This is a genomic window from Nitrospiraceae bacterium (genome assembly GCA_035623075.1).
Taxonomy (GTDB): domain Bacteria; phylum Nitrospirota; class Nitrospiria; order Nitrospirales; family Nitrospiraceae; genus DASPUC01.
In genome coordinates this window covers 93,694-106,888 of the sequence record DASPUC010000027.1, presented here as the reverse complement: position 1 = coordinate 106,888, position 13,195 = coordinate 93,694, and the positions used below count along the sequence as shown (strand labels likewise).

At 58.0% G+C, this 13,195-nt stretch carries 14 protein-coding genes and 2 tRNA genes; 6 read left to right on the top strand and 10 right to left on the bottom strand.

Annotated features, from left to right (window positions below; all coding sequences use genetic code 11):
* Nucleotides 1-15: 15 nt before the first annotated feature.
* The 7 genes from tolB to xerD all read right to left on the bottom strand — a co-directional run bounded on the left by tolB (nucleotide 16) and on the right by xerD (nucleotide 5,284).
* Nucleotides 16-1,347: a Tol-Pal system beta propeller repeat protein TolB gene (tolB, locus tag VEI50_09855; protein ID HXX75421.1), complete on the bottom strand. Its 1,332-nt coding sequence runs from the start codon at nucleotides 1,345-1,347 to the stop codon at nucleotides 16-18.
* Nucleotides 1,344-2,342 carry a TonB family protein gene (locus VEI50_09850; GenBank protein HXX75420.1) on the bottom strand — a complete coding sequence of 333 codons (999 nt, stop codon included), beginning with the start codon at nucleotides 2,340-2,342 and terminating at the stop codon, nucleotides 1,344-1,346. Before VEI50_09850 ends, tolB begins: the two co-directional genes overlap by 4 nt.
* 33 nt (nucleotides 2,343-2,375) lie before the next feature.
* On the bottom strand, nucleotides 2,376-2,831 hold the full coding sequence (locus VEI50_09845; protein HXX75419.1) for a biopolymer transporter ExbD: 456 nt from the start codon (nucleotides 2,829-2,831) through the stop codon (nucleotides 2,376-2,378).
* A complete protein-coding gene (locus VEI50_09840) occupies nucleotides 2,828-3,535 on the bottom strand; it encodes a MotA/TolQ/ExbB proton channel family protein (protein HXX75418.1) in 708 nt (235 codons plus the stop codon). The genes VEI50_09845 and VEI50_09840 overlap by 4 nt, the downstream gene beginning before the upstream one ends.
* Before the next feature lie 433 nt (nucleotides 3,536-3,968).
* Nucleotides 3,969-4,047: transfer RNA gene (locus tag VEI50_09835), tRNA-Asp, on the bottom strand.
* Nucleotides 4,048-4,169: 122 nt separating this feature from the next.
* Nucleotides 4,170-4,245 (bottom strand) — tRNA-Val (locus VEI50_09830).
* A gap of 97 nt (nucleotides 4,246-4,342) precedes the next feature.
* Nucleotides 4,343-5,284 (bottom strand): site-specific tyrosine recombinase XerD, encoded by a 942-nt coding sequence (xerD, locus tag VEI50_09825; protein ID HXX75417.1) that lies wholly within the window; start codon nucleotides 5,282-5,284, stop codon nucleotides 4,343-4,345.
* Nucleotides 5,285-5,407: 123 nt separating this feature from the next.
* Here xerD and VEI50_09820 point away from each other — a divergent pair, with 123 nt between their 5' ends.
* The 4 genes from VEI50_09820 to VEI50_09805 are packed head-to-tail and all read left to right on the top strand — an operon-like array spanning nucleotide 5,408 to nucleotide 9,473.
* Entirely contained in the window at nucleotides 5,408-7,396 is a 1,989-nt protein-coding gene (locus VEI50_09820) for a penicillin-binding protein activator (protein ID HXX75416.1), read from the top strand.
* A 42-nt stretch (nucleotides 7,397-7,438) separates the two neighbouring features.
* Entirely contained in the window at nucleotides 7,439-8,152 is a 714-nt protein-coding gene (locus tag VEI50_09815; GenBank protein HXX75415.1) for a site-2 protease family protein, read from the top strand.
* Nucleotides 8,149-9,132 carry a tryptophan--tRNA ligase gene (trpS, locus tag VEI50_09810; GenBank protein HXX75414.1) on the top strand — a complete coding sequence of 328 codons (984 nt, stop codon included), beginning with the start codon at nucleotides 8,149-8,151 and terminating at the stop codon, nucleotides 9,130-9,132. The genes VEI50_09815 and trpS overlap by 4 nt, the downstream gene beginning before the upstream one ends.
* 44 nt (nucleotides 9,133-9,176) lie before the next feature.
* Nucleotides 9,177-9,473 (top strand): hypothetical protein, encoded by a 297-nt coding sequence (locus VEI50_09805; protein HXX75413.1) that lies wholly within the window; start codon nucleotides 9,177-9,179, stop codon nucleotides 9,471-9,473.
* 4 nt (nucleotides 9,474-9,477) lie between these two features.
* Here VEI50_09805 and VEI50_09800 read toward each other — a convergent pair whose 3' ends face one another.
* Genes VEI50_09800 through VEI50_09790 form a run of 3 tightly spaced genes read right to left on the bottom strand, consistent with a single transcriptional unit; the run spans nucleotide 9,478 to nucleotide 11,357 of the window.
* Complete coding sequence (locus VEI50_09800; GenBank protein ID HXX75412.1) at nucleotides 9,478-9,990, bottom strand: bifunctional nuclease family protein; 513 nt, start codon at nucleotides 9,988-9,990, stop codon at nucleotides 9,478-9,480.
* A gap of 20 nt (nucleotides 9,991-10,010) precedes the next feature.
* Nucleotides 10,011-10,649 (bottom strand): MBL fold metallo-hydrolase, encoded by a 639-nt coding sequence (locus tag VEI50_09795; protein ID HXX75411.1) that lies wholly within the window; start codon nucleotides 10,647-10,649, stop codon nucleotides 10,011-10,013.
* A gap of 54 nt (nucleotides 10,650-10,703) precedes the next feature.
* Nucleotides 10,704-11,357 carry a hypothetical protein gene (locus VEI50_09790; protein ID HXX75410.1) on the bottom strand — a complete coding sequence of 218 codons (654 nt, stop codon included), beginning with the start codon at nucleotides 11,355-11,357 and terminating at the stop codon, nucleotides 10,704-10,706.
* A 128-nt stretch (nucleotides 11,358-11,485) separates the two neighbouring features.
* Here VEI50_09790 and VEI50_09785 point away from each other — a divergent pair, with 128 nt between their 5' ends.
* Complete coding sequence (locus VEI50_09785; GenBank protein HXX75409.1) at nucleotides 11,486-12,202, top strand: hypothetical protein; 717 nt, start codon at nucleotides 11,486-11,488, stop codon at nucleotides 12,200-12,202.
* Entirely contained in the window at nucleotides 12,202-13,116 is a 915-nt protein-coding gene (locus VEI50_09780) for an SUMF1/EgtB/PvdO family nonheme iron enzyme (protein HXX75408.1), read from the top strand. Before VEI50_09785 ends, VEI50_09780 begins: the two co-directional genes overlap by 1 nt.
* Nucleotides 13,117-13,195: the final 79 nt, after the last annotated feature.

Below are 13,195 nucleotides of genomic sequence, written 5' to 3'. Positions count from 1 at the left end.
ATGCCTGGACCGCCCTTACGAGGCTGGAGACCACGCCGGCGCGCTGTTATGCGTCCCCTCGAACGTGAGCCGCTCCAGGTCTTTGCCATCCGCATTGATCATATAAATATGACTTTTCCCCTCCGCCGTCGAACTGAACACAAGATGTCGCCCGTCCGGCGACCAGGACGGGGAATCGTCCACCCCCGGCCCTGTCGTCAGTTGCATACGCTTCTGTCCGTCCGGGCTCATCACGCACAATTTATACTCTTTTCTCGGCGTCCGACAAACATAGGCAATCCAGTTTCCTCGCGGGGACCAAGCCGGTGCGGCATTATAGTCACCTTCAAAGGTCAGGCGCCGAACGTTGGTACCATCCGAACTCATCAGGAAAATTTGCGGCCCCCCTCCACGATCGGAAGTAAAAGCAAGTTCTCTGCCCGTTGGCGACCAGGAAGGAGACAGATCCCCTGAGGGATTGACGGTCAGTCGCTGAACCGCCTTAGTTCTCGTGTCCAACCGATACAGCTCGGAGTTCCCCTCGTAGCTCGACGCGAATGCGAGGAAGTTACCGTCCGGCGATAGAGCCGGCGTAATATTCAAGCCGCCATAGGAGATGAGAGTCCACCGTTTTCCCGTTGCCAGTTCGATCATGTCGATGTCCTGGGAGTTGCGATTTCGATAGGCGGTAAACACGATGAACCGGCGATCCGGCGACCACCGAGGCATCAAATTCAGAAAGCCGTCGGCAGTCAGCTGACGTGGATCGTAACCGTCGTAATCCATGACGTACAGCTCACGGGCGGCCCCCTGTTCCCCGACATACGCAATCTTCGTGCGGGCGATTCCTGGCTCGCCTGTGTACCGAAAAACTAATTCGTCCGCGAAGCGATGCGCCATCAAGCGGATGACCGAAGACGAACCTGCATAGCGTTTCCCGCCGACGACCTCGTCGCTGCTGCTATCGTAGACAAACCCTTCCATCGTCGCGTCGGCTTCCTTGCCGGTTTCCTTGAGACTCGCCTTCCCCCATACGAGCAGAGACACGCCATTATCGGCCGCCTGTTTAAAGATGGCTGTGGCTCCGTTGCTGACCTCCCGAACTTTAATCCCAAGACTGGGCAAGTCGACGAGATCGAACACCAAGGACCGCTTCACATCCTTCTTGAGCACCTCTTCAATTCGCCCCCCCAGCCAATCCGGTCCACCAGCGTTTTGAATTCCCACCACACCCAATGAAATCTTTTGGAAGTCTGGACGCGTGGCTTCAAGGAACACATCCGCAGCTCCGGATTCGAGAATGCCCACAGCTCCCGCGAGCAAGAGCAACCCACCGAGCGTGACCCCTAGGAATGTCCTGTGCGTCATCCCGCCGGCTCTCCTACTCTGAATACCATTTCCACATCCTTATATCCCTCGGTCATATCGGGCGGAAACGGTGGTAACTGACGCGGCCGAAGGACTGCCCGCTGGCCCGCCATGTCGTAATAATTATTACCGGAAGTCTTCTGAATCGTCACGTCTTTGATCGTGCCATCGCGTTGCAGGCGAAACTTGATGGTCACAGTATAGGTTTGTCCTGAGACATCGATCGGAGGCGGCTCCCAATTGCTGCTGATCACAGCCTGAACCCGTGCCCAGTATGGATTTGAGCCGGACGAGCCAGAAATTTTGAGTGTGGTCTCCGGAGTCTGGACCGTCGGGACTTTGGCTTCCTGCTGCGCAACCGGCTTCATTGACTGATCGGGCGCTTTGACTTCTTTCGGAATCTCAAGTTTAGCCGCCGGAGTGAATTGTTTTACCTTCTTCAGCTCCTCCTCAAGTTCCCGATCCACATCATCGCTCAGCTTCGATGGTTGAGAAACCGTGGCGGTCGGCTCCTGGATTGGATCAGGAACACGAGGAAGGTCCGGCACTTTCACCTTAGCTTCCTGCTGAGGCACCGCCACCGATTTCGCAGGAGCCAGATCGCCGAACTTGGGCGCATCCGGCGGCAATTGGAGGTCCCGGAGCACGTCACGCGCCACATGCCCCGCCGGAGGTACCGGCACGCGGGCCGGACTCGTATCTTTGACGACGGGGGCGGGAGCAGACTTCGATGCCGGTTGTTTGGGCTGGGCCACGGGTTGCACCGGTTCAGGCTGTTTCACCGGGGCGGGAGTCGACATGCTGACGAGCGACACTTCGACTGCAGCAAGCGGTCGCTCGCCGCGCTGCGGCAGCCGAAGAACCGTAACGACCAGCAGGATGATGAGATGCGCGACAAACGAGAGGAGGAGTGCCCGTTTCAGCCGGCGGAAGAACTGCACCTGATCTTCGTGATCGAACCACAGCGCCGATTGGACGTATGCCTGAGAGGCCATAAGACTCGTGTTCTCTCTCTCCGATTCGACTCGCTAACTCTTTCGAGACGGTGTATGGATCAACTGGGGAGCGCTGACACGTTCGGCACCAACCTGTTCAGTCACCATGCCGATCTTTTCGATGCCGGCCTTTTTTACTCCGTCCATCACTTGTACGACGATGCCGTAGGGCACCTCACGATCAGCGCGCAAGTACAGCGAGACATCCCGATGCTGCAGCTTCAGCAGTTTCAGTTTCTGCTCCAGCTGCGCCACACCCACCGGGTCCTTGTCCAAGTACAGCCGTTGATCCTTCTCGATCGTGAGGACGGTGCGCATTTCTGGCTTGATCGTGTTGGTCGCAGATTTCGGCAAATTGATGTCCATACCGCGGTACAGCATCGGCGCGGTGACCATAAAAATCACCAGGAGCACGAGTACGACGTCGACCAGCGGAATGACGTTGATCTCCGCCAAGAATCGTCGTTGTCTGGATTCGAACGCCGTCATGCTTGCATCACCACCGGAGTTGGTTTCGCCTTCGTGCTGGTGGAAGCCGGGAGCCAGGCCAGTAGTTCGATGGTGACCGTATCCATTCGTGCGGCAGTTCGTCGAATCCTGGTGAGGAAGTAGTTGTACGCGATGACGGCCGGAATTGCGGTGAACAAGCCGGCTGCGGTGGCGATCAACGCCTCTGAGACCCCGGGAGCGACCGCAGCGATACTCGCCGTCCCTTGCGCACCGATCTCACGGAAGGCATCGATGATCCCCAGCACCGTCCCCAGCAGGCCGACAAACGGCGCGATGTTTCCGGTGGTGGCGAGAAAAGGAAGATAGGCTTCCAACCGCGAGAGTTGGCTATGAGAAAGATGTGCCGCCGTCCGTTCGATCAGATGCCGATCAATCGGTGCGGAACCGGTCCCGTCTTTTCCGTCGACGCTTGCGACTCCCATGCGTTCGACCGTTCCTTCGAACAGACTTCCACAGGGGCTTTCCTCCATCTTTCTGATCTGACGATAGAGGTCGCCGAGATCTTTGGTTTTGGCCAAGAGCGCCATGAAGCGCTGATCCCCGCGGTCGGCCGCGCGAAACACACGCCACTTGAACAGTATGATGGCCCAGGAGATCACCGAGAACAGGAACAACAAGACGAGCACGCTCTTCGACACCAGACCGAGTGACCCCACCAGCTCTACGGTACTCGTTTGAAACATGCGGCTACGACCTTTCCCGCATCAGCGGATAATGTGTAGTGTTGCATAGGGAGTTTAGCAAACATTGAGGAACAGGGAGAGGCCGACAGAAGCTGTTCCACCCTCCAACTGTTAGCTCGGCCCTGAAGCCTGCCTCCCTAACCGCTGCAGCTGGTGGCCGGTCCTCTTGTACGTTCCTCACGAAAGGGGGCACAACCCCTTCAGTACGACATGTTGCGGGCTCATGGCCCCAACACGTTCATTGAGAAAAAAATGGCGGGGCCGACGGGAATTGAACCGCGCTCCGTCGCTGGCTCGGCCCCGAAGCCTGCCTCGCCAGCTTCCACGGAGGGGGCCAGCCCCCTCGTATGCTCCCCACGAAGGGGACATACCCCCTTCGAAACCCCCGGTCGCGCGTTCAACGCCTGCAACGTGAACACGGGGACAGAAAAAATGGCGGGGCCGACGGGATTTGAACCCGCGACCTCCAGATTGACAATCTGGCGTCCTAAACCAGGCTGAACGACGGCCCCTCGTGACTCTACCTATAGCGGAAATTCGGAGCGACAAGACTATAACTAGCGGGTGGTCTCGTCTGAAATTTTCATCCGTCTTTACAATGCTGGCCTGTTCCGAATCACCAACACCATCCGGCTGGTAGGCGGAACAGGGATCGAACCTGTGACCTCTGCCTTGTAAGGGCAGCGCTCTTCCAACTGAGCTATCCGCCCGATTTTCCTAGCAACCTTGGCGGATGCTACCAAGTCCACCGACCCTTGTCAATCCAATCTCGCACCCTTCTTGCAGAATATCGAGAGTGTGGCCACTTTACTGTGGACCTCTGATAGCAGACCTCTTGCCCATTCCCGCTCGACGATGTTTGCGCGGGAAAAATCGATCGTGCACGTGCTTGAGTCGTTCCCGCTCGACGTGCGTATAGATTTGGGTGGTGGCGATGGTCGCGTGTCCGAGCATGGCTTGGACAGATCGGAGATCGGCCCCTCCCTCGAGCAAATGCGTCGCGAACGAATGTCGCAACATATGCGGTGAAATGGTCTTCGTGATGCCGGCGCGTCGCACGCGTCGACGCAACAATTTCCAAAAGGCCTGCCTCGTCATGGGAGTTCCACGGGTCGTCACGAACAGAAACCTCGAGGTCCGTTGCTTCAACAGTCGTGGACGCACCTCGTGGAGGTAGTGGCGCACTGCCTCTCGCGCGTGATCGTTCATCGGTACGACTCGCTCCTTCGACCCCTTGCCGGTGACGAAAAGATAGCCGACATCGAGATTGATCTTTCCAACTTCCACCGAAACAAGTTCCGACACCCGCAATCCGGTCGCATAGAGCAGTTCCACCATCGCCCGGTCGCGAGAGTCCTCACGCGTGTTCTGGGTCGGTAGATCCAGCAACGCTGTCACTTCATGCTGAGACAAGGTTTTCGGCAGTTTGAGGCCACGACGACTCGACGTCAATCCGACGGCAGGATCTACATCGATCACATGCTCCTGCCTGAGAAACCGGAGCCAGCCGCGGATAGCGGACAAGCAGCGGGCTGAAGAGGTGTGCGACATCCGAGCGTCTCTCAAAGAGCGAAGAAACTCCATGACCGTGTTGGAGGTCATCTGTGCGGGCAACGACACACCAGCCCGATGCGCGTAGGCTTGAAATTTGAGCAGGTCCCGTCGATAGGCCTCCAGCGTGTTGACCGACAGCCCTCCTTCGATGCGGAGGTGAGTCAAGTATAGTTCAACCATCGGATGCAACAGCATGATTCGATGATAGCGAATCGCTCCGATGAAGACAACGAACTGCGCGGAGATTGCCTTGACACCCCACAGGGTTTCCGATAGTAGTCACGTGAACACAAATTCCAGAACCTTCCACAGGAATCCATGATCAATCGCATCGTCGCGTTGTTTGGTTTGCCGACTCGCAGGAGTCGCGCGCTGTTGAGTCTTCTCGGCATCGTCGGCCTCATCTCAGCAGGCATCAGCCCATCGGCCGAATGGTGGGAGAGTCGACCGGTATATGCCGAAACAGCGAAAGGTACACCGGAATCGCATCCCGCGCTGACCCAAGCCAAACGTCTTCTCGACGCCGGCCAAGCGGAGGAAGCGACCACCATCCTGCGCCGCTTTCTGACCACGTCGCCCAAGCCCGAACTGTTGGACGACGCCTATCTCTTGCTCGGAGCCGCCCTCTACGAAACAAAAGAATTCCCGGAAGCCTTGAAGTACCTCCAGCAATTGCAAGTCGAGTTTCCCGATTCAGAGCTCTCCGACCGGGGCAAGTTAATGTTGGCCCGTGTCCATGCCGCGATGGGGAACGTCGACCTTGCCTTGCCGATCCTTGTCAACCTCCGCACACTCTCGAAAGACGATACGGCCAAACTGGAGGCCATGCACCTGAGCGGCGAGCTGTATTTGAAAAAAAAGGAGCCGGTGCGAGCGATTCAAGCGTGGCTGGATGAAATGGCGCTCGCCCCGGACGATCAAGCTGAGGAAATTCATACTCGTATCAGTGAACTGATCAACGGCCAACTGGACAGGAAAACACTGGACCGGATCCAAGAACTCTATTCGCGAACGTTTCCCGGCGACCTTGCTTCGATTCGTCTGATCGAGTTCTACGTCGCGCGGGGTGAAGATCACCAGGCGACCCGTCAGATTCAGCAGTTTCTGAATCGCTTCCCGACCCACCCCTACGCGACGAAAGCGTCCGATCTCTTGAGCACGCTGCAAGTCAGACTCAAAACTTATCAGTATGTGCTGGCCGCCGTGCTGCCGCTGTCCGGAAAAGTCGCGCCCTTTTCCAACGATGTGTTGGCCGGGATCCAGCTGGCCGTTGAACTCAATAAGGACCACGTCACGGGTACCTCGGTCGGGCTGATCGTGAAAGACTATGAATCCGAGCGGCCCACGTTCCTCGATGACCTGTCCCGGCTGTTGACAGATGATCATCCGGTTGCCGTCATCGGCCCGCTCTTGTCGAAGAGCCTGCCGGTCATGGCCGAATTGGCCGAACGGACCAAGACTCCTCTGATCACGCCGACCGCGACGATCCCGAACGTCCGCCGATTGGGTGGCTATGTGTTCAGCACCGCCCTCACCTATGGGATGCAGGCGAAACGCATTGCATCCTACGCCATTGTCGAGCAGGGATACCGCCGTTTTTGCATTCTCTATCCGGAGACGACCTACGGCCGCGAACTCGCACGGCTCTTTGCCCAGGAGATCCAACAACACGACGGCGAAATCATTGCGATGGAGTCGTATAAGGAAGGCGAGACTGACTTCAACGCGCAACTCAAACGGATGAAGGCGGAGGATTTGAAGAAGTACGGTCTCTCCGTGCCCGTGGATCCGACGAAGATGACCGGGAAACAGACGAAGCTCGACAAGAAAGTGCTCTATACCCCTGGGTTTGACGCGATCTTCGTCCCGGGCCGTGCCCAGGAAGCCGGTCTCATCGCCGCCCAGCTGAATTTTCACGACATGAAGGTGCCATTCCTCGGCACCAACGGATGGAATTCACCGGACTTTGCCCGAACCGCCGACCAGTCGATCGACGGCGCGATCTTTGTGGATGGATTCTTCGTGGACAGCCCCAATCCAAACGTGCAAGACTTCGTCGATCGGTACAAGAAGCGGTTCCAGGCAACCCCGACATTGTTTGCCATGCAGGGCTATGACGCTGCACGACTCGTTCTTGAAGCCATCAGGAAGGGCGCCTCTTCCGGTGAAGCAGTGCGCGACTATCTCATGACCCAACGAGATCTCCCGACGATGGTCGGTCCCACTTCGTTCGGCTCGGACGGGACGCTGAACCGATCCCTGTTCCTGATCCAAGTGAAGCGCGGTCGATTCACACAACTCGATTGAGACGCCACACCAATGGATGCACTAGCTGAAATCCTTCACAAAATGTCCTACATGGGCTTGCCGCTTCTGTTCGCCATGGTCCTCCATGAGTACGCGCACGGCTGGGTTGCCTATCGATGCGGGGACCCGACGGCCAAACTGCAAGGCCGCCTCACGATGAATCCGCTGGCCCACATCGATCCATTCGGCACGGTCATTCTGCCGTTGCTCTGTCTCCTGATGCCGGGTGGATTCTTTCTCGGATGGGCGAAACCGGTTCCGGTCGATCCTCGCCTCATGCATCAGCCAAGACGGGACATGGCGCTCGTGGCCGCGGCGGGGCCCGGGATGAATCTGATCCTCGCGATCGGAAGCGCACTACTCTTTACCAGTCTGCTGTCCCTCGACGCTTCCGTTGCGCAGTATTGGTCTTCCAATGATGAAACTCCAGCGCCGCGGTCGTTCCAGACGATGATCACGCTTCCTCTCGCAGTAATGGCGGTCTATTCGCTCTTAATCAACGTGCTCCTGATGCTCTTCAATCTGATTCCCATTCCCCCACTCGACGGAGGACGCATTCTGACTTGCCTGCTTCCCTCGAAGCCCGCCCTTGCGCTCATGCGCCTCGAGCCGTACGGCATGTTCATCCTGGTGGCACTCATCATGTTCGACCCGCAAATCCGACTCATTCACACCGTCACCACCACCTTGACGCATGCTGTGTCGGGCGGCATCTTGTCAGCGGCAATGGGCCTGGGAGCGGACGCGACGCCATGACCAAGAAGCGGGTCCTGAGCGGTATGCAGCCCAGCGGGTTGCTCCATCTCGGCAACTATCTAGGGGCGTTGGAGAATTGGAAGGGGCTCCAGAACGAGTTCGACTGTTATTTCTTCGTGGCCGACTGGCATGCTCTGTCGACAAACTACGCCGACACGAGTCGGATCCGCGAATTCGTGCGTGAGCTGCTCATCGATTGGCTGGCAGCCGAGATCGATCCGTCAAAGGCCACGGTCTTCGTCCAATCCCGCATCCCCGAGCACGCGATCCTGCACTTACTGTTGTCGATGATCGTCCCGGTGCCCTGGTTGGAGCGCAACCCGACCTACAAGGAAAAACAAGAGGAGATCAAGGAACGCGACCTGAGTACGTATGGGTTCTTGGGCTACCCCGTCCTCCAGGCTGCGGACATTCTATTGTACAGACCGGACTTCGTCCCGGTTGGTAAGGACCAACTCCCTCATTTGGAACTCACCCGCGAGATCGCACGTCGGTTCAACAGCCTTTACAAACCGGTTTTCCCTGAACCGATGGAACACCTCACTAAATTTCCTAAGGTCCTCGGGACTGATGGCAGGAAGATGAGCAAGAGCTATGGGAATACGATCAATCTCTCCGACACGGAACCGGTCGTTCGCCAGAAATTGAAGACCATGGTCACAGACCCGGCGCGGATCCGGCGCAACGACCCGGGCAATCCGGACATCTGTCCCGTCTACGATTTCCATAAGATCTTCTCCACGCCTGCCGTCCAACAGCAGATCAACAAGGAATGCCGGACGGCAGCGATCGGGTGCATCGACTGTAAAAAGCTCGTCGCCGACCGCATCGTGGAACGGATGACCCCGATGTGGGAGGCTCGCGCCGCCCTTATTAAGAATCCAGCCCGCCTGGACGACATCGTCGAAGACGGCAGCAAACGAGCCGGTCAGGTGGCACACCAGACGCTTCAGGATGTCAATGACGCGATAAAGATTTAGATTGTGTGCGCAACATGAATGGGCATTCAGGCAGGCGACTCAGCATGAAAATTGTGATGGCATTGGGGTTGCTGCCTGCGCTTGGCGGAACGGTTGCGCTCGGAGCCGATCCACCCTGCGACAAATATCCGCCGGCTAAGCAGGCTCGATGCACGGAGGTATGGAAGGAACTGAACAAAGAGGACGGCCCGTCAATCGCGACCTTCGGGCTCGCTCAGCAGAAGCGGCGCGACGAGGGCAAAATCAACGCCGAACAGCATCTCGCAGAAAACATGGCCTTCATCAAACAGTCGACGGAAAAGCGCCTCGCGCGATTGCACGAGCGCATGGCGAAGGAGTAAGGGATCAGAGGTCCTCGGTTTTCGACTTTTCGAGCACCCGACCGGCTGAATTGAGAAGATCCCGTCCTACGAGAATCGGCGCCTTGAAGTGCACGGCGAGCGCGATCGAATCCGACGATCGACTGTCGAAGACCTTCACGTCGTCCCGAAATGCCACCGTCAGCGCCCCGTAGTAGGTGCCTCCCTTCAACGTAATCACGGTTTGTGTGACTTTTCCTCCATACGTCCGAAGAATCTGGGACATCAAGTCGTGCGACATCGGACGATCCAGTTTGTCGCCGATCAAGGCGGCTTGAATCGACAGGGCCACCGTCAGGTCGACGAAAATCGGAATCGCCTTCCCTTCCGCCTGTAACAGCACCACCGGTCCGTGGTCGGTCACCCGCACTTTGACTTCGGCGATGGTCACGAGGTCCGTCGGGGTCGTCGCTGCGGTCTCCGCTGCGACCGGTCTGTCTGACGACATGACACCAAGGAGCAGCAGCCCCACGCACAGGAGATGACGGCACGTGTTCATGGTCCCCTCCTCTTGCCTAGTCAGGCCCGCACGAATTGATTGGTCTCTTTTTCAAGCCCAATCGCGGTTTCCGGCCCATGCCCGGTTACCACGACCGTCGAGTCTGCGAGATTATAGAGTCGCTCGCGAATAGATTGTTCAATGGCGTCGAAGTCGCCTCCCCAGAGATCCGTCCGGCCGATACTCCCGCGAAACAACGTGTCACCGGCCAACACCAATTGTTCGGCCGGCAGGTAGAGACTCAGCGAGCCGGGCGTGTGTCCTGGTGTATGGAGGGCGATCGCTTCGATTCCACCGATATGGAGCTTCTCTTCGTCGGCCAACCAATGCTCGGGTAGCGGCGCCGAGATGTACGGCACCCCGAACAGACGGCATTGTACCTCAAGCATCTTCCAGAGTCCCAAGTCGTCCGGATGCAGGCAGAGAGGCGCTCCCGTCGCCTTCTGGATTTCGCCTGAGGCGAGAAAGTGATCAAAATGAGCGTGGGTATGCACGATGTGCGTGACGGTCAGACCCAGCTGCCGCACTTCATGCAGAATGCGCTCGTGTGCTCCGCCCGGGTCGATTATAATCGTGTGTTTGGTCACGGGATCACCCAGGATCGAACAATTGCATCCTAACGGAGGAACGGAGAACGTTTTGCGAATCAAGGTCGGCATGACTGCACGATCCTCTATGATCCTGGTGCACGTCGTTACAGCGGCTGCCCGATGTTAACGAAGCTCCGCGGCCTCCTCCGGCGCACGAATGCTCCATAAGACCTCGGTGTCGATGATAGACCAGTCGGCCGCCTGTCGCGCGAACCACACGAGGAATCCGGCACCGGTGCCATCGGGTCGGTGCTGTTCCACATAGAGCAAAGCCTGATCCGAACGCAGGGTGTAGGCCACACGAGAAAAGACCAATCGGCCGAGGAACGAGAGGTCCTGCGTTAACCCAACCGGTGGCCAGGCAGCAGGGACGGACAGAGATACCTCCGGTTCCTCGGTTCCTTCCGGAGCGACGAAGCGATAGCGCACGCCAAAGTTGAACTGCGCGCTGAACCGCGCCGGCTGACGATTCTTGAAGACGAACTCCCGCACCAGGTCAGGTGGAAGCCTATGATCGAACAGATCGCGCTCATCAAACAAGGCGATCGTCGTGGGGTTCTCCTGATCCGGATACAATCGCGAAACGGTCAGCCGCTCGATGAGCACGAGTCTCGTCTCATTCGTCAGAAACTTACTCGTCACCACTCGGTCGTACAGAGCATAGTCCTCGACCGGAACAACGGCCGGTTCCTGCAATTGGGCCAGGGCCGGGCCGTCGGCTAGGACAAGGCACAGGAGACAGATCAGCCCGCCCGCCGCTCGTGCGCGCTTAAACATCACGTCAGCATACCCGCTCGAACTTTTTCAGGTCAAACCGGTGTGACCGCACAATCTTCATGGACAAGCGTGGGCGAAGCATGGATAATCGGCCCACCTTGCATCAATCGATGGAGATGAGCTGAACGATGGCGAGACGAGCGTGGTCCCTGGTGTGTGCCGGCATGTTGCTTGTGGCAACCGGGTGTAAACAGGACGAGTCACCCTTCAAGGCAGAAAACGACTCGCTCCGCAAGCAACTGGCCAAACAGGAATCCGTGGTCACTTCGTTGCAAGATGGCAACAAGGTGATGCAACAGCAGATCGATTTGCTGAATCAAGAATTGCGTGACGCCAAGAAGGCCGTCGACAGCACCAAGGCAGAAGCAAAGGCGGCGCTCGACTCCATGGAGAGCCAACTGAACCAGGCTAAGCGGCTCACCGTCGAAGCGCAAAAGACCGCCGCGGCGCAGACAGCACAGAGTATCCAGGTCGAAGGGAAAGGGGCTCAGGCCGACGATATTCCCCGTCCCCTCGCCACCGTCGCCAAAGTCGTCGAGGAAGCCCTCGGCCGCAACGGCTACCAGCTGCGGGTCAGCATCAAGACTGAACAGAAAGCCGTGTACGTGACCGATCGTAAGGTCTCGAACCCGACATCGCTCGAAGTCTCCGGCTTCCGCAACCAGTATGTCATTTCCGTCCAGGCGGTCCCGGGGAACGTGACCCGGCTGATCGTCAAGGCGGATTTTGAAAAGCTTGCGCAGGGTGGAAAGATCCTCAGCGTCAGTGCCGAAGAAATCACCGAGATTGAGCGCCGCCTGATTGCCGAAGTGAATAAGGCGCTCGCCGCATCCAGTAAAACCTAATGCAGCGCGCCATCGGCTCCACTCTCGGGACGATCCTCTGGCTCGTCACGGCACTCATCCCACACGCGGCGACCGCGGCATCGAAGCCCTCGACAGAGTTGGCCCGCCATCTTACATCGATTGCCTCGCTTGCCACATCGTCACCCATGCAGACAATTCCCGCCGGCGAGTTTGTACTCGGCAGCAAGCGCATCGACGACGACCCCTACGGCCTGCGGACACAATTCGACGATACAGAACTCCCTCAGAATCGGGTCTGGCTGGATGTCTACGCAATGGATCGAGACGAAGTGAGTCTCGGTGAGTACCTGAAATTCCTCCAACAGCGGAAACAACACCCGCCTGACGAACTCCAAAAACTGATTTGGCACGTCATTACGGTGCACTCCGTCTCTGACCAGACTCTGACCCGTTGGCCGGCTCTCTATGTCACATGGCCAGAGGCAAAGGAATTCTGCCAGGCACGAGAAAAGCGACTGCCGACGGAAGCGGAGTGGGAGAAAGCCGCGCGAGGAACCGACGGCCGCCTGTTCCCCTGGGGAGAAGAGACGCCGGAATCCAGACTTGCCATGTTTGGGCAACATCACGTTCACGAGATTCCGATTCTCGCAGCAGTGGATTCACACGATGACGGCAGAAGCCCCTACGGCCTCCATCACATGGCTGGCAATGTCGCGGAATGGGTGCAAGACTGGTTCGGGTTCGACTATTACGCCTATATGCCGGAACGGAACCCGCCCGGCCCGACGAGCGGGCGCTACAAGAGCGTGCGCGGCGGCTCGTGGAAAAGCAACCCTATCATGCTTCGCACGGCCACGCGCGGTGGCTCGCCGCCAGACCAACGATCTGCCACGATCGGCTTTCGCTGCGCCCGGTCCCTCCCCACCAACGTCATACCGCCCGGCACGAAATAGTCGTTTGCTTGGTCAGTCCCATCCCCCGTGATAGCCTATCTTCGTTTGGCCGCACAATCGAGAGAAGCAAGATGCCATC

Bases quoted from the DNA above. Each gene is read 5' to 3' on its own strand.
- VEI50_09790 (HXX75410.1), bottom strand. From the start codon at position 11,357: ATGTTTAAGCGCGCACGAGCGGCGGGCGGGCTGATCTGTCTCCTGTGC.
- VEI50_09805 (HXX75413.1), top strand. From the start codon at position 9,177: ATGAAAATTGTGATGGCATTGGGGTTGCTGCCTGCGCTTGGCGGAACG.
- VEI50_09820 (HXX75416.1), top strand. From the start codon at position 5,408: ATGATCAATCGCATCGTCGCGTTGTTTGGTTTGCCGACTCGCAGGAGT.
- VEI50_09845 (HXX75419.1), bottom strand. From the start codon at position 2,831: ATGACGGCGTTCGAATCCAGACAACGACGATTCTTGGCGGAGATCAAC.
- trpS (HXX75414.1), top strand. From the start codon at position 8,149: ATGACCAAGAAGCGGGTCCTGAGCGGTATGCAGCCCAGCGGGTTGCTC.
- tolB (HXX75421.1), bottom strand. From the start codon at position 1,347: ATGACGCACAGGACATTCCTAGGGGTCACGCTCGGTGGGTTGCTCTTG.
- VEI50_09785 (HXX75409.1), top strand. From the start codon at position 11,486: ATGGCGAGACGAGCGTGGTCCCTGGTGTGTGCCGGCATGTTGCTTGTG.
- VEI50_09795 (HXX75411.1), bottom strand. From the start codon at position 10,649: ATGCCGACCTTGATTCGCAAAACGTTCTCCGTTCCTCCGTTAGGATGC.
- VEI50_09780 (HXX75408.1), top strand. From the start codon at position 12,202: ATGCAGCGCGCCATCGGCTCCACTCTCGGGACGATCCTCTGGCTCGTC.
- VEI50_09850 (HXX75420.1), bottom strand. From the start codon at position 2,342: ATGGCCTCTCAGGCATACGTCCAATCGGCGCTGTGGTTCGATCACGAA.
- xerD (HXX75417.1), bottom strand. From the start codon at position 5,284: ATGCTGTTGCATCCGATGGTTGAACTATACTTGACTCACCTCCGCATC.
- VEI50_09840 (HXX75418.1), bottom strand. From the start codon at position 3,535: ATGTTTCAAACGAGTACCGTAGAGCTGGTGGGGTCACTCGGTCTGGTG.
- VEI50_09800 (HXX75412.1), bottom strand. From the start codon at position 9,990: ATGAACACGTGCCGTCATCTCCTGTGCGTGGGGCTGCTGCTCCTTGGT.
- VEI50_09815 (HXX75415.1), top strand. From the start codon at position 7,439: ATGTCCTACATGGGCTTGCCGCTTCTGTTCGCCATGGTCCTCCATGAG.